Below are 22442 nucleotides of genomic sequence, written 5' to 3' on the forward strand. Positions count from 1 at the left end.
ATAATAGGAGTTACTGTGTAAAGGAACGTAGAATACGTTCCTTATTTCTTGTTTCGGAGGAAATATATTGGAAAAGAAACGTCAAAATGAGACTCAATCGAATATAGTGTCGTTCATTCCAACAGGCGACTATTATTATAAGAAATCAATTCAAGCAATGAACAGTGGACAAATGAATAAAGCCTATAAATATTTACAGCGTGCGGTAGATTTAAGTCCCGACGATCCAATGATTATCTTGCAGTTAGCCATAGTAGAGTTAGAAGGTCAACGTTTTGAGGAAGCGTATGACCTACTTCGTCGCGCCTATCAAATTGATCCAGATAATCCAGAAATCATATTTTACATGGCAGAAGTATCAGGGTGTGTAGGCATCATGCATGATGCAAAACGCTTTGCAGAAGAATATTTAAAGCTAGAACCTGAGGGTGCTTATGCCGATGAAGCAGCAGAAATATTAGAGTTTGTCGCTTTTGAGCAAGATGATTTTGAAGAGCTTGAAGGCTCTGGTGAGGATTTATATCGTCAGGAGCAAGCTCGTCGTTGTATGGAAAAGGGAGATTTTCCTGAAGCTATTACTATTTTAGAAGATTTAATTGAAGATCGACCAGCATTTTGGTCAGCCTATAATAATCTAGCACTCGCTTATTTTTATGTTGGAGAAGAAGAGCAAGCAAAGGCTCTCTTGCATACAGTGCTACGTGAAAATAAGGGCAATCTACATGCATTATGCAATTTAACGGTAATTGCGTATTATGAAAAAAATGAAGATGATTTACAAGAACTGTTAAATGTTCTTGTTAAAATTCAACCCTATACTTGGGAGCATCGTTATAAACTTGGTGCTACCTTAGCCTTAATCGGCCAATATGAATTAGCCTATAAATGGTTGCGTAGCATGCAAAAGAGAGGCTATGTAGGAGATGCAGGATTTTACTTTTGGCTGTCACATGCTGCCTATTTCTCAGGACATGAGGAGATTTCGAAAAGTGCGTGGGATCAGCTTCTAGAGCTAGACCCAGACAAAGAGGGCTTCGAACCTTGGCGCCAACAAGAAAATGAATTTGGACTTGATGCATTGGAGCATGATCGTGATTTTATTGTTGAAAAATTAGAGAGCACTTATACGAGTGAGCGCATTTTTGGTTTATTTTTACTGAAAGGTACAGCGCATAAGCAAGAAATTATCGCCCATCCGAAATGGATTAATATTGAACAATTAGGCTCTTTTGAAAAATTGTTTTTAGCTTATGCACTTGGACATGAATTTGATAAGAAAAATAAAGTAGAAGCAAGCTTTTTACGATCAGTACAGGTCTCAGAAATTTTATTAGAACAATATGGAAAGCTATCATCATTAATTGTACCGCTGTTTCAAATGTGGTTTGTGCTATGTGAACAAGCTTTAATAGAAAATTATCGTTTTACAAATCCAACAGCAATTGCAGGAGCAAATGATTATTTATTCAGATCTTCACAAATGCTTAAAGTGACAAAAAAGGAAATTGCGCAGCAATATGGAGTTTCTGTATCTACTTTATCAAAGTATATTGACGAAATCTTAACGTTTTTGCCAAACAGTCATGATTAATGTGTGAGCAACATAGTTGAATAACTTTATACTTTCACATACGATGAACATACTAACGCTATCACCAATTTTTCCTTAGCGTCATTGATCTTCTTCTATAGATGACGTTATATGTATTGGTTGAATGAAGATAAAAAGTATTCTGTTTAGGGGGAAGTATTTATGTCGGAAGAAAAAATTTATGATGTAGTAATTATTGGTGCAGGTCCTGCTGGGATGACTGCCGCTGTTTATACATCTCGTGCAAATTTGTCTACTTTAATGATTGAACGTGGCATTCCTGGTGGACAAATGGCAAACACTGAAGAAGTAGAAAACTACCCAGGTTTTGAGACAATTTTAGGACCAGAGCTTTCTACAAAAATGTTTGAGCATGCTAAAAAATTTGGTGCTGAATATGCCTATGGTGATGTAACGGAAGTCATCGATGGAGAAGAATATAAAACAATTAAATCAGGTGCAAAAGAATATAAAACACGTGCCATTATTATCACCACTGGTGCTGAGTATAAAAAAATGGGTGTGCCTGGTGAAAAAGAGCTTGGTGGCCGTGGTGTCAGCTACTGTGCAGTATGTGATGGTGCATTCTTTAAACAAAAAAATCTAGTTGTCGTAGGTGGTGGAGATTCAGCTGTTGAAGAGGGTGTTTATTTAACTCGCTTTGCTGATAAAGTGACAATTGTCCACCGTCGTGATAAATTACGTGCACAAAAAATTCTCCAAGATCGTGCCTTTGCCAATGAAAAAATTGATTTCATTTGGAATGCAACTGTAAAAGAAATCAATGAAGCGAATGGTAAAGTTGGCAGTGTAACATTACAATCAACTGTTGATGGTACAGAATCTGAATTTGCTACAGATGGTGTTTTCGTCTATATAGGTATGCTTCCGTTAACGAAACCATTTGAGTCATTAGGTATTTTAAATGAGGCTGGCTATATTTTGACAAATGAAACGATGGAAACAAAAATCCCAGGTATCTTTGCAGCTGGAGATGTTCGTGAAAAATCACTTCGTCAAATTGTAACAGCAACTGGTGACGGTAGTATTGCCGCGCAAGCTGTTCAACATTATGTAGAAGAGCTATTAGAGAAAATTAATGCCTAATAGGGCTATTTTAAGGAAAAAAATACAATTTTAATGTGGTTTTAATATTGCTGTAACTTGAATGACATATAAAAGGTGTATGATTAAAAATGTAATTAGCAATCCCCCTTTTATTTTGTTTAGTAGGTTGTTTCCGCCTCCAATAGGTGGGAGCAACCTACTTTTTTATGTGTAAAAAATCAAATAATAATATCACGATAAACGTAAATTTCGCCCAAGATGAAATGGTTATCTTTGAATAGAACTAAATTGTTAATTGTCTGCGTACAAGAGTTGTAAATGAGGACAAAACTTACAAGGTCTTGTTATAATGAAGAGTAGAATGCAAAAGTGATTAGAGGTGTGCCTATGCAAAGAATTGCAAATTTAATTGCCGTAAAAGACGGTAAAGTATTATTACTTCAGAAACCAAGACGAGGCTGGTATGTAGCTCCAGGGGGGAAAATGGAGAGTGGCGAGTCAATCTTCGAGGCTGCTATTCGAGAGTTTCAAGAAGAGACAAACGTCATACCTTTACATGTTCATTTAAAGGGTGTTTATACGATGATCATTAAAGAAAACAATGACGTAGTGGATGAATGGATGCTCTATACATTTGTTGCAAAGGATGTAGATGGAGTACCATTCGAAGAAACAAGAGAAGGCAAACTTGCATGGCACCCAGTAGAGGATTTAGCACATTTGCCAATGGCTGAAGGAGATCGAACTAATTTACAATTTGCTGTTTCGCAATCAGGCATTCAGTATGGCACGTTTGACTATACAACGAATTTTGAATTACTTCATCAGAAAATACAAATTTCAAAAGAACAATAAAGGAGTTGCATGACAGTGGTGGTTGAAGGCCAACAAAGTACACATGAATTGGTTATTATTACAGGAATGTCTGGGGCTGGGAAAACAGTAGCTATTCAAAGCTTTGAGGATTTAGGGTATTACTGTATTGATAATTTACCACCTGCGTTACTTACAACTTTTTTAACCTTATTAAGAGATTCTGGTAAAAACAGTACCCGAATTGCAGCAGTAATGGATATGCGCGGAGGCGACTTTTTTGATGCTCTAATTGGCGCATTAGACCATATACTAAAAGAAGGCGATATTGTTGCTCGTATTTTATTTTTAGATGCGGATGATGCTACATTAGTCAGACGGTATAAAGAAACAAGACGTGCACATCCATTAGCAGTGAATGGTTTACCTCTAGATGGAATTAAACAGGAACGAGTACTTTTATCTGAAGTAAAGGGTCGTGCCAATTTTGTTTATAACACATCTAACATGAAACCAAAGCAATTACGTGAAAAAATCGTAAAAGAATTTGCAAGTGAGGCAGATACTATTTTTACCGTTAACATTATGTCCTTTGGCTTTAAACATGGTATGCCGATTGATGCGGACTTAGTGTTTGATGTTCGTTTTCTTAAAAACCCATACTATGTGGAGGAGCTACGTCCAAAAACGGGTCTTCAAACAGAGGTATCTTCTTATGTGTTAGCGTTGGAAGATACGCAAATCCTTATACAAAAACTGACGGATTTATTAGACTTTATGATTCCTCTCTATCGACAAGAAGGTAAATCACAGCTTGTTATTGCTTTTGGTTGTACTGGGGGCCAGCATCGCTCCGTGACATTAGCAGAATTTTTTGGTGCATATTTTGCGGGCAAGGAAAATACGGTTATTACGCATCGTGATATTAATCGTAGAAAGGAATGAGTGAATGGGGAAAAAGCAAACAAAGCTTGTGGTAATTGGTGGTGGCACAGGGCTCTCCACGTTACTTCGCGGTCTGAAGCATCACCCATTTGATATTACTGCTATTGTAACAGTAGCAGATGATGGTGGATCTTCAGGTCGTTTACGTGATGATTACGATATCCCACCGCCTGGTGATGTACGCAATGTGATTGCAGCATTATCAGATATTGAGCCCCTTGTAGAGCAAATGTTTCAATACCGTTTTTCGGCATCTGAAGACTTACGAGGTCACTCCTTAGGGAATTTAATGCTTACAGCCCTTACTGATATTACTGGTGATTTCAATCATGCTATCAGTGAGATGGGAAAGGTTTTAAAAGTTCATGGTCGAGTTATTCCAGCAGCTAATAAAAAAATCACCCTACATGCTGTGCTTGAGGACGGTTCAATTATCGAGGGAGAATCAAAAATCCCGACAGCGACGAAACGCATTAATCGCGTTTTTTTAGTACCTGAAAATGTGCAACCGTTGCCAGAAGCTATTCGTGCAATACTTCGTGCAGACTATATTTTAGTAGGACCAGGAAGCTTATATACAAGTATTATTCCGAATTTGCTTGTTAAGGAAATAGGTGAAGCAGTTGTTAAGGCTAAAGGAAGAAAAATATATGTTTGTAATTTAATGACACAAAAGGGTGAAACCATTTCCTATACAGCAGGCGATCATGTAACAGCCATACATAAGCATGTTGGCCATGATTTTATCGATTCCATCTTAGTAAATGATGAAGAACTCCCTAACCCTGTAAAAGAACTGTATAAAGAAGAAAGAGCGGAACCAGTAACATTTGACGTAGCAAAACTTGAAAGTATGGGTTTAGAAGTTATCAAACGAGACATTGCTACAATTCGACCAGATGGAACGGTTCGACATAATGCTACAAATGTTGCAGAATGGCTGGTAGATTATGCTGATATTTACCATCAAAAAGTAAGAGGACCAATAATAGAAACATAATGGCTTTATTGTATATGGTAAGATGAACATATACATAGAAATCATGATTGAAAGGGGGGCGTGATATGTCTTTTGCTTCTGAAACAAAAAAAGAATTGACACAAATAGAAGCGGACAATCATTGTATGAAAGCAGAAGTTTCTGCCCTAATTCGTATGAATGGTTCATTATCCTTTGCAAATAAACAACTAAGCTTAGACGTGCAAACCGAAAACGCTGCAATTGCCAGAAGACTATATACGATTATGAAAAAATTGTATCCGTACAATGTTGAATTACTTGTTCGTAAGAAAATGCGATTGAAAAAAAATAATGTGTATATATGCCGTGTAAGAGAAGGAGCGCGTGAGCTATTAATTGATTTAGAAATCATCTCAGACGACTTTCAATTTAACCATACTATCTCAAGAAAGCTCATTCAAAAGAGCGGCCAAAAAAGAGCTTATTTAAGAGGAGCCTTTTTAGCAGGAGGTTCCGTCAATAATCCAGAAACATCGGCTTATCATTTAGAGGTTTATTCTTTATATAAAGAACATGGTGAGGCATTAATGGATTTGATGAATGAATTTGAACTCAATGCCAAAACAATTGAACGTAAAAAAGGCTTTGTAACTTACTTAAAAGAAGCAGAAAAAATTTCAGATTTCCTTAATATTGTTGGAGCGCATCAGGCTATGATGAAATTTGAAGATGTTCGGATTTTGCGAGATATGCGTAATAGTGTCAACCGTATTGTGAACTGTGAAACTGCCAATTTAAATAAAACCATTGGAGCAGCATTACGGCAGGTTGAGAATATTCGATTTATTGAAAATTCAATTGGTCTTGATCAACTACCGGAGAAGCTTCGTGAAATAGCACGTCTCCGTGTTGAATACCAAGATGTGACATTAAAAGAGCTTGGTGAAATGGTATCTAGTGGAACGGTTAGTAAATCAGGTGTTAACCATCGATTGAGAAAAATTGATGAGATTGCGGATGCATTAAGGCGTGGTGAAAAAATAGGTGGTTAAGTTATCATACTTTTCAGGTATGAATGTCATGCTAATCGCTTATTGTTCTTTTGCCAGTAAGTAAGGTAAGATAAAACTAATAGACGAACGGTAGTGAAGGGGAGTTTTGAGAATGATTGAGAGAAGAGTCCAGGTTAAATTAAAATTAGGACTACAAGCTAGACAAGCAGCACTATTTGTGCAAGAAGCAAATCGTTTTAGTGCTGATATCTTTCTAGAAAAAGATGAGAAAAAAGTAAATGCCAAATCCATTATGGGTGTTATGAGCTTAGCAGTTGCTAAAGGTACCGAAGTGACTTTAAGCAGTGAAGGTAACGATGCTGAGCAAGCGGTTACAGCATTGGCAACAATTATTGAAAATGAAGATTAATATTCATTAAATACAAAAGGCATCACAGAGCAATTCTGTGATGCCTTCTATTTTTTATTTATTATCGCTACGGTGCATAATATGATCGATTAAACCGTATTCTTTTGCACGTTCAGCAGTCATGAAGTTATCACGATCTGTGTCTCTTGCAATGACTTCAAGTGGTTGACCAGTGCGTTCAGATAAAATGCCATTTAATTTCTCACGTAAGAATAGAATACGTTTAGCAGCAATTTCAATTTCTGTCGCTTGACCTTGTGCACCACCTAGTGGTTGGTGAATCATGACTTCAGCATTTGGTAAGGCAAAACGTTTACCGGGTTCTCCAGCTGCAAGTAGGAAAGCACCCATTGATGCAGCCATACCAATACAAATTGTTTGTACCTGTGGTTTAATGATTTGCATTGTGTCATAGATAGCCATACCAGCCGTAATGGATCCGCCAGGTGAGTTAATATAAAGAGAGATATCTTTATCTGGATCTTCTGCTTGTAGGAAAAGAAGCTGAGCGACAATGGAGTTAGCAACATTGTCATCAATAGCACTTCCTAAAAGGATAATACGGTCTTTAAGTAGACGTGAATAAATGTCATATGCACGCTCACCACGACTAGTTTGTTCAATAACTGTAGGAATTAAATTCATGTTAAATCCTCCTTAAAAAGCTAAATTCGAATACCTTTGCTGAAAATTTTCCTTTGTATTTCAGCTGTATCCTTATCATACACATTATAGTCAGGGAAGGTCAAATATTAACCCTGCTAAAGTGAAATTAAAAAAAATAAATTGTTTTTGCATTCTATGGTTGAATTATATAGGATAGGCTTGTATAATGATTAAGGTTATAAGGTTTAAAGTACAGGACACTATTTTGCAGGTATGCTTCAAAAATGAGGGTTATCTACATCATGCTTTTCGTAAGCCTAGAGTGAGTACTTTTTTTTTGTGTCTTTTGCCCTCGTGGTGTAATGGATAACACGTAAGATTCCGGTTCTTGCACTGGGGGTTCGATTCCCTCCGAGGGCGCCATTTTACTGATCAATTGATATACTGTTATAGCTCATCTCCTAATAAGTAGTTTAGCAGCCTGCTTACTGGAGATCGAGAGGAAGAATAAAGGGAATACTGTCCTAGTTGGCATTATTCCCCTATTTATTCCTTTCAAACCTTCAAAAAAGCAACAACTCCAAATTATTTTTTAGTGAACATACTGTACGTGAGACTAGTAATAGTCGAAAAAAAAGAATCCTATCTGAGGGGATTCTTTTTTTTTGCCTAAATTTATCGAAATTTGGCATGGTTCTTATTGTATATATATTAGTTTTAGGTTAATTTTCTTGTTATTTATACATGTTTTTTCAAATTATATGAATTTATTATAAATTTATATGAAAAAATATTTAATTTTATGCGAAAAGTTGTTGTCTAAATACTATAATGTTAATATAATTGACCTAATAGTCTAACATTTCCGAATTGCGAAAAATAATACGTAATTCGGAAAATTATCGAACTAGGGGGAAATACAATGAAAAAAACAGGTTGGATGTTACTGATGATTATTGCAGCTTTAACATTAGCACTTGCAGGTTGTGGTACAAAAGATGATGCATCTTCAGGTAGCTCATCTTCAGAAGATGGTGGAGATGGCAAAAAGGTTTACAAAGTAGGTACTGAGGCAACTTTTGCACCATTTGAATCTGTTGACGATTCAGGGAAAATTGTAGGGATTGATGTCGATATTCTACAAGCTATTGCAGATGAGATGGACTTTGAGGTTGAGTGGAATAATATTGGATGGGAGCCAGTGTTCCAAACAATTAAGAACGGTGAAACAGATATCGGTGCTTCTGGAATCACAATTACGGAAGAGCGTAAAGAATCATTTGATTTTACAGAACCGTATTATGAGTCTCAGTTATTAATTGTTGTGAAAGAAGATTCAAAGATTAAATCTCTTGATGAATTAAAAGATAAAAAAGTATCTGTACAAATCAATGCAACTGGTCATATGGCAGCGAAAAAGCTACAAGGGGAAGCAAGTACAAATATTATGGCTTTTGAAAGTCAGCCAATCGCTATCCAAGAGATGCTAAATGGTAATGTTGATGCAGCTATCGGAGATAATGCAGTAGTTTATGAATATATCAAAGCTCACCCAGATCAAAAACTAAAAGTAATTGAAGATGATGCATTCGAAAAAGAATACTATGGCTTCATGGTTCAAAAAGGGAATAAAGAATTGCTAGATAAATTAAACGAAGGTCTTAAAAAGATTAAAGAAAACGGTAAATTAAAAGAAATTACAGGCATTGATTTTCAATAAAAATGAATGAAATGATGCTACTAACATAGTAACTGTGCTAACAGCTCATTTATTAATTGTAATTTAAAGGGGAATGGGGTTTTCGGATGGACATCTTTGACTTACGCTGGGACATTGTCTGGAACTACCGAGATATGTTTATACGAGGTATTGGCGTAACACTTATTTTGACACTTAGTGGTTATTTTGGCGGTATTCTATTAGGACTATTTTTAGGCCTTGGAAAATTATCGAGTAAAAAATGGATTTATTGGCCATCTAAACTATATATCGATTTATTCCGTGGAACACCGATGCTTGTACAAATCTTGTTAATTCACTTAGCAGTTATTCCAACAATTTTTGGTCATTCTTTAGGTTATATGGTATCAGGGATTACAGCGCTTATTTTAAACTGTGCTGCTTATAATGCGGAAATTTTCCGTGCAGGGATTCAAAGTATTGCAAAAGGGCAAATGGAGGCTGCTCGCTCTCTTGGATTAACGCATAACCAAGCGATGCGTAAGGTCATTTTACCTCAAGCATTTAGACGTATGATTCCGCCATTGGGCAATGAATTTATTGCATTATTAAAAGATTCTTCACTCGTAACTGTAATTGCAGCACCAGATATTTTATACGCTAGTAAGGTCGTAGCTGGTGCAAGCTTCCGCTTCTGGGAACCGTATATCGTTGCAGCATTATTATATTTAGTGTTGACATATGGTGTAACGAAGATTGTAGCATTTATCGAGAAACGATTTAGCAATAGCTATGTCCCTCGTAAAGCTAAGGTAGAAGGGCGGGAAGCTAGATGATAAAAATTGAAAACCTACACAAATACTTTGGCAAGCTTGAAGTATTAAAAGGAATCGATTATGAAATTCAAGAAAAACAAGTTGTCTGTGTTATTGGGCCGTCTGGTTCAGGAAAAAGTACATTTCTCCGTTGCATCAATATGTTAGAAGAAGTAACGGATGGTGCTATTTATATTGAAAATGTAAAAATTAATGATCCTAAAACGAATATCAATGAAATTCGCGCTGAAGTGGGTATGGTGTTTCAACAATTTAACTTATTCCCGCATATGACAGTTATCGATAATGTCACGATGGCACCTATGCAAATTCGTAAAATGAATCGTACAGACGCAGAAGCTTTAGGACATGAGCTATTAAAAAAGGTCGGGCTCGACAGCAAGGCCTATAATTATCCTGAGCAGCTATCAGGTGGTCAGCAACAACGTGTGGCGATTGCTCGTGCCTTAGCAATGAAGCCAAAAGCTATTTTATTTGACGAGCCAACTTCAGCACTTGACCCTGAAATGGTAAAAGAGGTGCTAGATGTTATGAAAAATCTAGCAGCTGAAGGGATGACAATGGTAGTTGTGACACATGAAATGGGCTTTGCTCGTGAAGTAGGTGATCGAGTAGTCTTCATGGATGGGGGCTATATTGTAGAAGAAGGGTCTCCAGAGGAACTATTCGGCAATCCCCAAAGCGACCGTACGAAAGCGTTTTTAGGAAAAGTATTATAAAGCTGAAAAAGCGAACGACATGCTCGTTCGCTTTTTTTGTGCTGTTCTTATTTAATGAAGGGGATTAGATGTTGTGTCGAATGCATTCAGCATCGTTTGCATATCCTGTTGGGAATACTGAGGCACCTGATAATAGCCGTGTTTATTTTGATAAATGGATAATTCGTATCCCATTTCAATACAGTTAGGAATACTATCCGCAACAACGCGACGAACTACAGGGTTTGTTGTCTCCAACGCAGCAGTTGTCATACATTTCGCTGCTCCTTTTTGAGCTCCAAGTAAAAATCCAGAAATAGCTTCATCATTAATTTCATTAGCGTTTTGCATCGGCTTTTTTGGTTGACCAGGATTTAGGCCATATTTGAAATCATTTCCTGTTTCCATTTGGTAGCGTCCTGTTGGAACAGATGGATCGTGTCCTGTTTTAAAGGACTCTACGATCGTATTGTACATACCAAGAGTGAAATTATATTGGCGATCCAAAATGTTGAGTAATTCAGGATCTTTTACATGGGGACGCAAAATAATCGCTTGGTTCATACCTGCAATAATTTCGCCAATTGTTTCATGCATGTCCATCATTTCATGTCCACCATGATTTAGGCTATGTTGTTGATTTAAATTTGTTTGGTTTGATGATTCATTGTAAAACGATTGTGACAAAAAAAACGCCTCCTCAATAATTTTTTGTTGCAGTATTTAGTATGTCGTGTCAATTCAATTTCATACGGTATAAATGTAAAGGTAAAAATGTAGACTAAAGATAGAAGGAAAAGCAAGTCAAGGAGGATTAAAATTGAAAAAGTTACTTGGACCAATTGGAATAATTGTCATCATTCTTGTTGTAATCGCCTTATTATTTATACCTAAATACAATAGTCTGGTGACAGCCGAGGAAAATGTTGATTCTAAATGGGCACAAGTTGAAAATCAGCTCCAACGTCGCTATGATTTGATTCCCAATCTAGTGGAATCTGTGAAAGGCTATGCGAATCATGAGCAAGAGGTGATAGCGAATATTACGGAGGCACGTGCACAAATGGGAAGTGCAAGCTCACCAGAGGAGCAAGCTGTTGCCAATGATGCTTTAACTGGCGCTCTTAGTCGTTTACTAGTAGTTGTAGAAAATTACCCAAACTTAAAGGCAGATGCAAACTTCCGCCAGTTAATGGATGAGCTAGCAGGTACAGAAAATCGTCTGGCAGTAGCACGTGAGGATTACAATAATGAGGTGCAGCAATTCAATAAACATGTTAAACGTTTCCCGGGGAATTTGATGGCAGGGATGTTTGGCTTTGAACAAAAAGAATACTTTAAAGCCACAGCAGGAGCGGACAAAGCACCATCTATCGATTTTAGTCAATCGGGTACACAATAATGAAACGTTGCATTGTACAGATGATCATCGTTTGTTCGGTGCTTCTTTTTTTCTCGAATCTAGCAGAAGCAACGATGCCATCACCGATGAAAAATACGTATATACATGACTTTGCCAATGTAATTTCTGCGAATGTCAAAGAAGAGATAAATCAATATTCTGAGCAGTTGGATCAAGGCACGGGTGCTGAAATCATGGTAGTCACAGTTGATAGTCTTCATGGACAAGAGCCGAAAATGTATGCGACAAAATTGATTCGGTCATGGGGCATTGGTGACAAGGATAAAAATAACGGTGTCCTAATTTTAGCTACCTTAGGTCAAGGGGAAGGAAATAACGACGTTGTAATTGCCGTGGGTCAGGGACTAGAAGGAGCATTACCAGATGGTAAATTAGGACGCATTTTAGATAATGCATTTTATCCCTCAGCAAGTGCTGGTAATCTAGATCAAGCATTTCAAGCAACCTATTCTGAAGTTTTTCGCGCTGTTGCCCAAGAGTATAATTGGAACGGTGATTTGCCAGCGCAAACAAAAGAAGAGGATGACATACCCACTTGGTTAATTATCCTAATCATTATCGTTGTTATTATTATCTATTCATTCTTTTCGAAAGGCGGCGGAGGTCCTCGCTCTGGAGGCTATGGCGGTTATCCAGGAAGTTTTGGTGGAGGACATTCGAATAGAGGAGGCTTTGGCGGATTTGGTGGCGGATCTTCTGCTGGTGGGGGAGCAAGCAGGAAATTTTAATAGAGGTATGGCGAACTATTCTATATAGTTCGCTTTCATTTTGGCTTAATTAAAAACCTCTCAATTATTGACAATAATGCTAGAATTGTTATAATTTAAATATATCGACAAACGATATAGCGTAAACTGATATAGGGAGGAATCATTTTGAAAAAAAGATTTTTATCTGCATCGTTAGCAATTATTTTAACAACCTCTGTAGTTATTCCTGCAACAATGCAAGAAGTCCGTGCTGCAAATGAAACTAATAGCACAGTAACAGCACAAGAAGAACATGTGTCAGCGCAGGAATTTTTGAATTTAGCTGTAACAACTTTAACATTCCAGCACGGTTCAGATTCAATGCGTCAACAAATTATTGATAAATGGGTCAAGGCTGGAGAATTCACAGATTTAAGTTTGACAATTAAACGTGATGAAGCGGCTCGTATTTTAGTTAGAGCGTTAAATAAAGAAGAAAAAGAAGCTTCACTTGCTGACTATTTAGAGAAGGCCAATAAGATTGGTTTATTTAATGGCTTATCATTAAATACAGAAGCAATTTCAAAACAAGATGCAGTAAAAATATTAAACAATGCAAAACAAATAAAAAATGGTTCCAATCATGAAGGTGTAAAGGAAATTTCAGTTGAAGACTTTATGAAAAATCCTGGTAATTTTGGTTATGAACTTTCGCCAGATGGCAATTACATTACTTTTTCCTCTGCTTGGGAGAACAGAGCGAATGTTTTCGTGAAAAAGATGAATGATGATAGTGAGCCTGTTCGTGTTTCCAATTCAAAAGATCGAGACGTTGCAGGATTTTACTGGAAGGATAATAATTTACTCTACGTAAAGGATAAAGGTGGAGATGAAAACTTCCATATTTATTCTACAACATTTAATGGCTCTGAGGAAAAAGATCTAACGCCATATCCAAATGTCACAGTTGGGATATTAAGTGGCCTACAGGGTGTTAAAGATGAAATTCTTATCATGATGAATAAGGAAGATGCAACAGTTTTTGATGTCTACAAGTTGAATGTAAAGACTGGGGAAACAACTCACGTTGCAAAAAATCCGGGTAATATTACGAGCTGGCTAGCCGATCGCAATGGAAATGTGCGAATTGCCGTAGCCTCAGATGGTGTGGAAGGAACGATCCTTTATCGAGATTCTGAAAAGGATGAATTCAAGCCATTTATTGAAATGGAAGCTGGAGATGAAGTAATGCCACTAGCTTTCTCAAAAGACAATCAATACATTTACGCTACATCTAACAAAGGTAGAGACAAAGTAGAAGTTGTGAAATACGACTTAAAAGGTAATGAAGAAGTAATTATGTCTAATGATCAAGTAGATGTTTCTGGTGTCTTATATAGTGCCGAACACGATAAATTGCTATATGGTGCGTATATAACAGATAAACCACATTACCAATTCTTTGACGAGAACTTTGAAAAGCTTTTCCGTAAAATCCAAAGCAAGCTGAATGTGCATGAAAGTGAGCTTGGTATCAATGATTACAATAAAGAAATGACCAAATTTATTGTGAGTGTTTCAAGTGATACTGTCTATGGAAAATATTATTATTACGATTCTACGACAGATGAATTAACCGAGTTGGCCACTTTAAGCCCTTGGTTAAATCCGAATGAACTGGCAGAAATGCATCCAATTTCATATAAGAGCCGAGATGGCTTAACGATTAATGGCTATTTAACTTTACCGAAAAATAAAGAAGCAAAAGATCTCCCTCTTATTGTCAATCCTCATGGTGGGCCTTGGGCACGTGATATGTGGGGCTTCAACCCAGAAGTACAATTATTAGCTAATCGTGGCTATGCAGTGCTACAGGTGAATTTCCGTTCATCAACTGGATATGGTAAAGAATTCCTTCAGGCTGGTAATAAGCAATGGGGTCTGAAGATTCAAGATGACATCACTGATGGTGTCCAATGGGCAATTGACCAAGGCATTGCAGACCCTGATCGCATCGGTATTTATGGGGCATCATTTGGTGGTTATGCAACATTAGCGGGTATTACGTATACACCTGATTTATATGCTGCTGCAGTTGATTATGTAGGGGTATCTAACATATTTACATTATTAAATACCATCCCTCCTTACTGGGAAACTATGCGTAACATGTTTTATGAGCGCGTAGGTCATCCAGAGAAAGACAAAGAATTGTTAACTGCTGTTTCACCAGTTTTCCATGCAGATAAAATCAAAACACCATTATTTGTCGCACAAGGAGCAAATGACCCACGTGTAAACAAAGCAGAATCCGATCAAATTGTGGAAGCCTTACGCGCTAGAGGTGTGGATGTAGAGTACATGCTAAAAGATAATGAAGGACATGGCTTTGCAAATGAAGAAAATAGAATTGAATTCTATAATGCCATGGTAAAATTCTTCGATAGTCATTTAAAATAATTTAAAACGAAAGGCATTGATGTGTAGCTTGCTCACAATCAATGCCTTTTTTTATTACAATAGGTGAATGGGATTTGGATAGCGCATTTTACGTTCAAATGATGAAATGCACAGTGCTAGTTCCTCAATACCAGTATAAATTAATGGTTCATCTACCTGAGAAATACTTAAACGAATAAGATTATCTTTTTTAAATTCTGGTAGATACATTCTAGCAGCGTCATCCATCAATATATTTTTTTCCTTTAATAAATGAACCACCTGCCTAGCACTTACATTATCAGGAAGAACAACGGAAAGATAAAAGCCTGATACTGGTTTCGTATAGTTAGTAGAGGTGGGAAGTAATGATTCGCAAGCCTCCTGTAAAACGCTCATTTTTCTTACATAAAGCTCTTTAATCTTTTTAATATGACTATTAAACATACCGCTTTTTAAATAAATGTCTAAGGCACCCTGCGAGAGCACAGAGCTATTGAAATCAGCACTAAATTTATAACGTAGAAAATGATTTGTCATTATAGTGGGAAGGACGACTGTCGCTACTCTTAAACCCGGAAGAAATACCTTTGAAAAGCTTTTAATATAAATAACCCTGCCAGTGGGATTAAAAGAAAAAAACGGATCCGCTTTTTTATTAGGATCTAAATCTCCTAAAAAATCATCCTCCACAATATAAACATCATATTTTTCTGCTAATTCCACAATCTTTCTTTTTTCGTCATTTGTATAGCTATGACCAAGAGGATTATGGAATCTCGGCACAGTATAAAAAAACTTAATGTCATTATTGCGAAAAATATAGTCAAGACGATCTAAATCAATGCCCTCCATTGTTAAATCAATCCCAAAAGTTGTAGCTTGTTGCAGATGGACAGATTCTATAAAACCAAAATAGGTAGGCTGTTCTATTAATATATTATTTTTACCATTCGGAAAAGGCATTGCCGCTAGTAAATGTAATGCTTGCTGTGAGCCCGAGACAACAAATAATCGATCAGGTTCAGTAAAGACCTGTAAGTCCTGTAGATACTTAGCCAATTGTACACGCAGCGAGTAAAGCCCTTGCTGATCACTATAACTAAATAATTCTTCTTTATATGTGTCAATAGCTTGATTGATGCAATGCTGAAATTCAATATAGGGCATAATGCTTTTGTCTGGGCCAGCTGATAAAAAATCAATAACTTGTTGGTTTGTAGTTGGTTGCTCTATGTTATTCACAACATAATAGCCACTTTTGGGTTTGGAAAAAATAAGATGCTCCTTTTCTAATTCATTATACGCTCTTATCACTGTATTTTTACTGCAGGAAAATTGCTCAGACAGTTGTCGAACGGAAGGTAGTTTACTGCCTGCAAGGAGCACACCATTAGCAAGCTGCTCTTTAATGTCCTCTACAACTTCTAAATATTTTGCAATCATCATCCTTCCTCCTTTATCTGTACCAGGACAGTTGGTAGAAAATTCTGTTTATTTTTGAGATAGCGCCACTTACTATGGATTATACCAGGGACAGATGGAGAGGAAAATGAAAGGATGAGAACATGCAGGATAAAAGAAAAGAAAAAATAGGTTTGCTGTTAGGATTTGTGGGCGTAATTTGCTTTAGTCTAACGTTACCCGCAACAAGTACAGCTGTACCATATTTTGGAGCGACGATTGTAGGATTGGGGAGAGCTGTCATTGCGGCGTTCATCGTAGCCATTGTTTTACTTGTAAGAAAAGAAAGACTACCGACTGCTAGACAATTTAAAAGCTTGATAATAGTATCCTTTGGCGCTGTATTAGGGTTTCCTTTACTTACATCTTGGGCAATGATAAGGTTACCAGTTTCTCACGGAGCGGTAGAATTAGCACTTTTACCTTTAGCGACTGCGGGCTTTGCTTTATTCAGAGCAGGTGAACGTCCCTCATTTAAGTTTTGGTTATCGAGTGTTATTGGGGCTATAGCCGTTATTATTTATGCTAGCTTTTTAGGCTTAGGCCAATTACATATGGCAGATCTAGCATTATTAGCAGCAGTTGTAATATTAGGTCTTAGCTATGCAGAAGGAGGACAGTTAGCGAAGGAATTAGGGAGCTGGCAGGTGATTGCTTGGGCTATTTTGATGGCGGCTCCCTTTTTTATTGTCCCTGTCATTTCCCAATTTTCCTTGGAAATGCTACATGCCCCTCTTACAGCGTGGGTTAGCCTGTTATATTTAGCTGTTGTCAGTCAGTTTTTAGCATATGTTGCTTGGTATGGGGGAATGGCTTTAGGAGGTATTGCAAGAGTTAGTCAGATCCAATATTTACAGCCATTTTTAATGATTCTTTTTGCTACGCTATTTTTAAATGAATCCATCTCTTGGTTTACGATCGTCGTGGCAATGATTGTCGTGATTTCCGTCATTGTTGGCAAAAATACAACCATTACAAAGAAGGATGCTAAGACAGCTCAAATAAACATCATCAAAGAATAGTAGCCATTTCTACATTGCCACATCGTTTATAATAAAGGAGGAGGTGCTATCTATGAAGATTCAATTTTTTAGTCGGGCGAATTGTCCTTTATGTGTAGAAGGATTACAGACATTAAAGCTTGTTCAGGAAGATGTTCTATTTGATATTGAAATAATTGATATAGAGCAGGATGATCGTATACATGAAAAATATATGCTAATGATTCCGGTAGTTGAAAAAGAGGGTGTCGTCATTCAGTATGGTCATTTAGATTATGCCACGTTAATGGAGCGATTAGGCAGTTAATCTACTGAAAGTATAAAGAATTATTAACGGTATAAATGACTTTATTATTAGCTGTCATTCTCACAATTCACAAATTGTTCAATGAAAGCGGTTTGAATTTGAACAGTTTGTGAAGACCTTCACATTAGACTTTCTTTTCCTAAAAATCGGAGTAGAATAGGTATCAAGTAAGAAGTTGTTATAAAACAGTTTAGCAAATGTATCACAAATTTTAGTGGTTGTTATATTACAAAAATGAATGATGTGAAGGGAGATTTTACAATGTGGGTTATTACAGTATTTGAGAAAAAGGACGTTCGTATTTTTGAATTTACAAATAAAACTGAAGCAACAAAAGCTTTAGAAGGTTTTAAAAAGAATGCGATTTTATCTTTCACTAAATAAGTTCAACAAAGTCTTGTAGCTGTTTTTAGAGCTATGAGGCTTTTTTTTATCCAGAACAATACAACTACTTGCACTTTAAAACAATGCATATTATAATAAAAGCATAAGTGGGACACAAAATAATTAAGTGGGTTAAAAACAAACCCACCGCTATTAATTAGGGGAGTAGATAGATATGTTAACTGTTCCAGAGGCACAGCAAAGGCTACTTCCTGAAATGTATCCGCTTCTGCAAGCAAGATATCGAATATTGCAAGCCGTTCAACTTATGCAACCAATCGGGCGACGTACACTAGCTGATTCACTGAAAATGACAGAAAGAGAAATACGCAAAGAAACTGATATTTTACGTGAACAAGGGTTATTAGATGCGCAAAAGTCGGGTATGGTATGTACAGATGATGGTGATATAGTCATTGAAAAATTAAGAGCTATCGTTTATGAATGGTCTGGTTTAACCCAGCTTGCAAAAGTGCTTGAAAGCCACTTTGGCATTCAACGTGTAGTCGTAGTTCCTGGTGATTACAATGAGGATCATACAATCCTAAGCATGCTAGGCAAAGAAGCAGCATTGCAATTTATGTCGGCTGCTTTTGATGAGCAAGTTGTAGCTGTCACTGGTGGAAAATCTGTTGCCTCACTTGCACAGTTTTTACATCCTTTAGACGGACAAAAGGATATCACTTTTGTAGCTGCACGTGGGGGGATTGGACATGAAATGCAAATGCAGGCCAATACACTTGTTGCAACATTTGCCATGCAAATGGAAACACAATACCGTACTTTATTTTTACCAGAGCATTTAAGTGAGCAAGCTTATCAAGCGATGCTAACAGAGCCGATGGTAACAGAAATGATGGCCTTCTATGATCAAGCAGATTGCGTCATTCATGGGATTGGCTCTGCAGAGGAAATGGCGATTCGTCGCAACTCATCTCCTGAGGATTTGCGAATTCTTGAGGAAAAAGGCGCTGTGAGTGAGGCTTTCGGTTATTATTTCAATGCCGATGGAGAAATAGTACATCGTATACGGACAATTGGTATCCAGCTTGAGCAGGTACAAAACAGTGAGCAGGTCATTGCTGTTGCAGCAGGAAAACAGAAGGTCAATGCAATGCTTTCTTATTTCAAAGTAGCACCTAAGCAAACCATATTTGTAACAGATGAAGCAGCGGCCAAAGCAATTGCTGCTAAAATATCTTCTATAGAAAATAAGCATCTTGAATGATGGCAAAGTTGTAAACATGTCACTCGATCTCAGAAAGTGCTAAAGCATTTTTTGAATGAGCATAAAGTAAATTTTGATGTCTCTATTCATAGAGACAGACATCACACATTATTGGAGGAATTAACAATGGCATTAAAATTAGCGATTAATGGATTTGGACGTATTGGACGTTTAGTATTTCGTGAGGCAATGAAGCATGATGAATTTGAAGTAGTAGCCGTAAACGACTTAACAGATGCTGGTCAGCTTGCGCACTTATTGAAATATGATTCAGTACACGGTATCTATGATGCTGAAGTCAATGCAGATGAAGATTCTTTCGTAGTAAATGGTCAACGTGTAAAAGTATATGCTGAAAAAGATCCTGCCCAATTACCATGGGGCGAATTAGGCGTAGATGTAGTGCTTGAATGTACTGGTCGATTCCGTTCAATGGAAGAAGTAGGCAAGCATATTGAAGCAGGGGCGAAAAAAGCGATTCTATCGGCACCAGCAAAAGGCGCAATGCCTACATTTGTTATGGGTGTAAACCATGAGGATTATAACCCAGCAACTGATGATGTGATCTCCAATGCTTCTTGTACAACTAACTGTCTAGCACCAGTAGCTAAAGTGCTTGATGAGAAATTTGGCATTGAACGTGGTATGATGACAACAATTCACTCTTATACAAATGATCAACGAATTCTAGACTTCCCACACTCTGACCCTCGTCGTGCACGTGCTGGAGCGGTGTCTATGATTCCAACAACAACAGGTGCAGCGATAGCTGTATCAAAAGTATTACCACAATTAAAAGGTAAGCTAGATGGTTTCTCTATGCGTGTGCCAACACCTAACGTATCATGTGTTGACTTAGTTGTAGAGCTAAAAGCAGATGTATCGAAAGAAACAATTAATGCAGCATTAAAAGAAGCTTCTGAAAATGAATTAAAAGGTATTTTAGATTACAATGAGCTACCATTAGTATCAATTGATTATAACGGTAACCATTATTCTTCTACGGTAGATGGCCTTTCAACAATGGTGTTAGAAAACAAAATGGTGAAAGTTTTAGCTTGGTATGATAACGAAATTGGTTACTCTACTCGCTTAATGGACCTAGCTTTATACATTGCTGAACAAGGCTTAAACCATAAATAAGTATCATATTTCGACATTTTGAGTAAAAAGTGTGACATATTACTGCTTTTTATGCACAAAAAGTATAGCCTTTATAATATCGAATAGATATAATATACAAGGGTATTGGGAGTAAGGGATAACCCTTACTCCTTTTTTTCTAGATTCAGCAGAAAACCCCACCTCTATAGGTAATGAGATGATTACACAAATGACTCTCTTGATTCATTGGTGTTCAATCACCGACTGAATCAAGCTAAAAGGTCAGCTAACGTCACAGATTTTGAAGAGAAATGTTTCGAGCAAGTTCAAAAAAAATCTGGACGCAATTACGCTGAGGCGTAATTGATACATGTTGATTGCAAGACATCGCAGTTAACTTTTGCTACTATAAAAACAAGTATTAGGGTTCATTATCAAAAGTTGGAGAATCATACTTACACGAGATAGTGACGCTGAAAAAGTACCAAAATGACTATTCAATTTAGTAAGCATGGTGTAGAGCCAAGATGGGTAAAACACAAAAGTGTAAGACTAAAACAAACTTTGAAGGGAGTTTCTTCATGTTAAATAAGAAAACAATGAAAGATATTGATGTTAAGGGTCAACGCGTTTTTGTACGTGTAGATTTTAATGTACCAATGGCAGACGGTGCTATTACCGATGAGACGCGTATTCGTGCAGCTATTCCTACAATTGAGTATTTAGTAGAGCAGGGTGCTAAAGTTATTCTAGCTTCTCACTTAGGTCGTCCAAAAGGTGAAGTAAAAGAGGATATGCGTTTAACGGCTGTTGGCATTCGCTTAGCGGAATTAATGGGCAAGCCTGTTACGAAGCTTGATGAATCCATTGGGCAAGCGGTGGAAGAAGCCGTTGCAAACATGCAAGATGGAGATATTCTACTGCTTGAAAATGTACGCTTCCATGCTGGTGAAGAGAAAAATGATCCTACATTAGCACAGCAATTTGCTCAGCTAGCAGATATTTATGTTAATGATGCTTTTGGTGCAGCCCACCGAGCTCATGCTTCTACAGAAGGAATTGCTAAGCATATTCCAGCTGTATCTGGATTCTTAATGCAAAAAGAATTAGATGTACTAGGTAAGGCATTGTCTAACCCTGAGCATCCGTTTACAGCCATTATTGGTGGTGCCAAAGTAAAAGATAAAATTGGTGTTATTGAAAGCCTTTTAGAAAAAGTAGATCACTTAATTATCGGTGGTGGTTTATCCTTTACCTTTATTAAGGCACAAGGCCACGATATCGGTAAATCATTGCTAGAGGAAGATAAAATTGAGCTAGCAAAGTCCTTTATTGAGAAGGCAAAAGCAAAAGGTGTGCAATTACATATGCCAGTCGATGCTGTTGTGGCAAATGAATTTTCACAGGATGCTGAAACACAAATCGTTGATGTAGATGCTATTCCAGCTGATTGGATGGGTCTAGATATTGGACCTAAAACGGCTGCAAACTATGCAGAAGTTATCAAAAAATCTAAATTAATCATTTGGAATGGACCAATGGGTGTCTTTGAAATGGACAAATTTGCAAACGGCACAAAAACAGTTGCTGATGCAATGGCAACAACAGCTGGCTACACAGTAATCGGTGGCGGAGATTCAGCTGCTGCAGTTGAAAAATTTGAAGTAGCAGATAAGATGGATCACATTTCTACAGGTGGTGGTGCTTCCTTAGAATTAATGGAAGGCAAAGAGCTTCCAGGGATTGTAGCACTAAACGATAAATAAGCTAATCGGAGGCAAA

The 22442-nt window shown here is 37.2% G+C and carries 22 protein-coding genes and 1 tRNA gene; 20 read left to right on the forward strand and 3 right to left on the reverse strand.

The features are described 5' to 3' along the window. The first annotated feature begins 67 nt into the window (after positions 1-67). The 7 genes from AAJG31_RS17780 (at position 68) to AAJG31_RS17810 (ending at position 6800) form a co-directional block, all read left to right on the forward strand. Entirely contained in the window at positions 68-1591 is a 1524-nt protein-coding gene (locus AAJG31_RS17780; protein ID WP_112116617.1) for a tetratricopeptide repeat protein, read from the forward strand. 162 nt (positions 1592-1753) lie between these two features. Then, a complete protein-coding gene (gene trxB, locus AAJG31_RS17785) occupies positions 1754-2698 on the forward strand; it encodes a thioredoxin-disulfide reductase (protein ID WP_259949818.1) in 945 nt (314 codons plus the stop codon). A gap of 348 nt (positions 2699-3046) precedes the next feature. Next, complete coding sequence (locus AAJG31_RS17790; protein WP_048390859.1) at positions 3047-3514, forward strand: 8-oxo-dGTP diphosphatase; 468 nt, start codon at positions 3047-3049, stop codon at positions 3512-3514. Between the two features lie 9 nt (positions 3515-3523). Further along, positions 3524-4417 carry an RNase adapter RapZ gene (rapZ, locus tag AAJG31_RS17795; RefSeq protein ID WP_054549566.1) on the forward strand — a complete coding sequence of 298 codons (894 nt, stop codon included), beginning with the start codon at positions 3524-3526 and terminating at the stop codon, positions 4415-4417. Positions 4418-4421: 4 nt separating this feature from the next. Further along, complete coding sequence (locus tag AAJG31_RS17800) at positions 4422-5417, forward strand: YvcK family protein (RefSeq protein WP_048390863.1); 996 nt, start codon at positions 4422-4424, stop codon at positions 5415-5417. A 65-nt stretch (positions 5418-5482) separates the two neighbouring features. Beyond that, positions 5483-6430, forward strand: a complete 948-nt coding sequence (whiA, locus tag AAJG31_RS17805) for a DNA-binding protein WhiA (RefSeq protein WP_004228019.1) — start codon at positions 5483-5485, stop codon at positions 6428-6430. Between the two features lie 112 nt (positions 6431-6542). Next, entirely contained in the window at positions 6543-6800 is a 258-nt protein-coding gene (locus AAJG31_RS17810; RefSeq protein WP_004228023.1) for an HPr family phosphocarrier protein, read from the forward strand. Positions 6801-6854: 54 nt separating this feature from the next. Here the strand turns inward: AAJG31_RS17810 and clpP are convergent, their stop codons facing one another. Beyond that, positions 6855-7445 (reverse strand): ATP-dependent Clp endopeptidase proteolytic subunit ClpP, encoded by a 591-nt coding sequence (gene clpP / locus AAJG31_RS17815; RefSeq protein WP_004228025.1) that lies wholly within the window; start codon positions 7443-7445, stop codon positions 6855-6857. Between the two features lie 309 nt (positions 7446-7754). Here clpP and AAJG31_RS17820 point away from each other — a divergent pair. From AAJG31_RS17820 to AAJG31_RS17835, 4 genes are all read left to right on the forward strand, one after another. Beyond that, positions 7755-7829, forward strand: a tRNA-Arg gene (locus AAJG31_RS17820). Between the two features lie 499 nt (positions 7830-8328). Beyond that, the gene (locus AAJG31_RS17825; RefSeq protein ID WP_004228033.1) at positions 8329-9126 is read left to right on the forward strand and encodes a basic amino acid ABC transporter substrate-binding protein; all 798 of its coding nucleotides are present in this window, start codon (positions 8329-8331) and stop codon (positions 9124-9126) included. Positions 9127-9212: 86 nt separating this feature from the next. Further along, complete coding sequence (locus AAJG31_RS17830) at positions 9213-9923, forward strand: amino acid ABC transporter permease (protein WP_004228035.1); 711 nt, start codon at positions 9213-9215, stop codon at positions 9921-9923. Beyond that, positions 9920-10642: an amino acid ABC transporter ATP-binding protein gene (locus AAJG31_RS17835; RefSeq protein WP_048390865.1), complete on the forward strand. Its 723-nt coding sequence runs from the start codon at positions 9920-9922 to the stop codon at positions 10640-10642. Before AAJG31_RS17830 ends, AAJG31_RS17835 begins: the two co-directional genes overlap by 4 nt. A 51-nt stretch (positions 10643-10693) precedes the next feature. Here the strand turns inward: AAJG31_RS17835 and AAJG31_RS17840 are convergent, their stop codons facing one another. Next, on the reverse strand, positions 10694-11308 hold the full coding sequence (locus tag AAJG31_RS17840) for a spore coat protein (RefSeq protein WP_004228038.1): 615 nt from the start codon (positions 11306-11308) through the stop codon (positions 10694-10696). Between the two features lie 133 nt (positions 11309-11441). Here AAJG31_RS17840 and AAJG31_RS17845 point away from each other — a divergent pair, with 133 nt between their 5' ends. The 3 genes from AAJG31_RS17845 (at position 11442) to AAJG31_RS17855 (ending at position 15193) form a co-directional block, all read left to right on the forward strand. Continuing rightward, on the forward strand, positions 11442-12023 hold the full coding sequence (locus AAJG31_RS17845; RefSeq protein ID WP_259949813.1) for a LemA family protein: 582 nt from the start codon (positions 11442-11444) through the stop codon (positions 12021-12023). Then, positions 12023-12772 carry a TPM domain-containing protein gene (locus AAJG31_RS17850; RefSeq protein WP_279496067.1) on the forward strand — a complete coding sequence of 250 codons (750 nt, stop codon included), beginning with the start codon at positions 12023-12025 and terminating at the stop codon, positions 12770-12772. The genes AAJG31_RS17845 and AAJG31_RS17850 overlap by 1 nt, the downstream gene beginning before the upstream one ends. A gap of 147 nt (positions 12773-12919) precedes the next feature. Further along, complete coding sequence (locus AAJG31_RS17855) at positions 12920-15193, forward strand: S9 family peptidase (protein ID WP_279496066.1); 2274 nt, start codon at positions 12920-12922, stop codon at positions 15191-15193. Between the two features lie 54 nt (positions 15194-15247). On the opposite strand, the gene AAJG31_RS17860 is transcribed toward AAJG31_RS17855, so the two are convergent. Next, entirely contained in the window at positions 15248-16618 is a 1371-nt protein-coding gene (locus AAJG31_RS17860; protein ID WP_115673015.1) for a PLP-dependent aminotransferase family protein, read from the reverse strand. A 122-nt stretch (positions 16619-16740) separates the two neighbouring features. On the opposite strand from AAJG31_RS17860, the gene AAJG31_RS17865 reads away from it, so the two are divergent. The 6 genes from AAJG31_RS17865 (at position 16741) to AAJG31_RS17890 (ending at position 22426) form a co-directional block, all read left to right on the forward strand. Continuing rightward, the gene (locus tag AAJG31_RS17865; protein WP_054549561.1) at positions 16741-17658 is read left to right on the forward strand and encodes a DMT family transporter; all 918 of its coding nucleotides are present in this window, start codon (positions 16741-16743) and stop codon (positions 17656-17658) included. A gap of 52 nt (positions 17659-17710) precedes the next feature. Further along, complete coding sequence (locus tag AAJG31_RS17870) at positions 17711-17944, forward strand: glutaredoxin family protein (RefSeq protein ID WP_048390876.1); 234 nt, start codon at positions 17711-17713, stop codon at positions 17942-17944. A 261-nt stretch (positions 17945-18205) separates the two neighbouring features. After that, positions 18206-18328, forward strand: coding sequence for a hypothetical protein (locus AAJG31_RS17875; RefSeq protein WP_004228055.1), 123 nt, complete (start codon positions 18206-18208; stop codon positions 18326-18328). Positions 18329-18503: 175 nt separating this feature from the next. Beyond that, a complete protein-coding gene (locus tag AAJG31_RS17880) occupies positions 18504-19556 on the forward strand; it encodes a sugar-binding domain-containing protein (RefSeq protein WP_048390878.1) in 1053 nt (350 codons plus the stop codon). A gap of 126 nt (positions 19557-19682) precedes the next feature. Beyond that, positions 19683-20699 carry a type I glyceraldehyde-3-phosphate dehydrogenase gene (gene gap, locus AAJG31_RS17885; protein WP_269897811.1) on the forward strand — a complete coding sequence of 339 codons (1017 nt, stop codon included), beginning with the start codon at positions 19683-19685 and terminating at the stop codon, positions 20697-20699. A 542-nt stretch (positions 20700-21241) separates the two neighbouring features. Then, on the forward strand, positions 21242-22426 hold the full coding sequence (locus AAJG31_RS17890; RefSeq protein ID WP_279496061.1) for a phosphoglycerate kinase: 1185 nt from the start codon (positions 21242-21244) through the stop codon (positions 22424-22426). Positions 22427-22442: the final 16 nt, after the last annotated feature.

This window comes from Lysinibacillus sp. BS3, assembly GCF_039614735.1.
Taxonomy (GTDB): domain Bacteria; phylum Bacillota; class Bacilli; order Bacillales_A; family Planococcaceae; genus Lysinibacillus; species Lysinibacillus capsici.

Bases quoted from the DNA above. Each gene is read 5' to 3' on its own strand.
- trxB (WP_259949818.1), top strand. From the start codon at position 1,754: ATGTCGGAAGAAAAAATTTATGATGTAGTAATTATTGGTGCAGGTCCT.
- AAJG31_RS17790 (WP_048390859.1), top strand. From the start codon at position 3,047: ATGCAAAGAATTGCAAATTTAATTGCCGTAAAAGACGGTAAAGTATTA.
- rapZ (WP_054549566.1), top strand. From the start codon at position 3,524: ATGACAGTGGTGGTTGAAGGCCAACAAAGTACACATGAATTGGTTATT.
- AAJG31_RS17800 (WP_048390863.1), top strand. From the start codon at position 4,422: ATGGGGAAAAAGCAAACAAAGCTTGTGGTAATTGGTGGTGGCACAGGG.
- whiA (WP_004228019.1), top strand. From the start codon at position 5,483: ATGTCTTTTGCTTCTGAAACAAAAAAAGAATTGACACAAATAGAAGCG.
- AAJG31_RS17810 (WP_004228023.1), top strand. From the start codon at position 6,543: ATGATTGAGAGAAGAGTCCAGGTTAAATTAAAATTAGGACTACAAGCT.
- clpP (WP_004228025.1), bottom strand. From the start codon at position 7,445: ATGAATTTAATTCCTACAGTTATTGAACAAACTAGTCGTGGTGAGCGT.
- AAJG31_RS17825 (WP_004228033.1), top strand. From the start codon at position 8,329: ATGAAAAAAACAGGTTGGATGTTACTGATGATTATTGCAGCTTTAACA.
- AAJG31_RS17830 (WP_004228035.1), top strand. From the start codon at position 9,213: ATGGACATCTTTGACTTACGCTGGGACATTGTCTGGAACTACCGAGAT.
- AAJG31_RS17835 (WP_048390865.1), top strand. From the start codon at position 9,920: ATGATAAAAATTGAAAACCTACACAAATACTTTGGCAAGCTTGAAGTA.
- AAJG31_RS17850 (WP_279496067.1), top strand. From the start codon at position 12,023: ATGAAACGTTGCATTGTACAGATGATCATCGTTTGTTCGGTGCTTCTT.
- AAJG31_RS17860 (WP_115673015.1), bottom strand. From the start codon at position 16,618: ATGATTGCAAAATATTTAGAAGTTGTAGAGGACATTAAAGAGCAGCTT.
- AAJG31_RS17865 (WP_054549561.1), top strand. From the start codon at position 16,741: ATGCAGGATAAAAGAAAAGAAAAAATAGGTTTGCTGTTAGGATTTGTG.
- AAJG31_RS17870 (WP_048390876.1), top strand. From the start codon at position 17,711: ATGAAGATTCAATTTTTTAGTCGGGCGAATTGTCCTTTATGTGTAGAA.
- AAJG31_RS17875 (WP_004228055.1), top strand. From the start codon at position 18,206: ATGTGGGTTATTACAGTATTTGAGAAAAAGGACGTTCGTATTTTTGAA.
- AAJG31_RS17880 (WP_048390878.1), top strand. From the start codon at position 18,504: ATGTTAACTGTTCCAGAGGCACAGCAAAGGCTACTTCCTGAAATGTAT.
- gap (WP_269897811.1), top strand. From the start codon at position 19,683: ATGGCATTAAAATTAGCGATTAATGGATTTGGACGTATTGGACGTTTA.
- AAJG31_RS17890 (WP_279496061.1), top strand. From the start codon at position 21,242: ATGTTAAATAAGAAAACAATGAAAGATATTGATGTTAAGGGTCAACGC.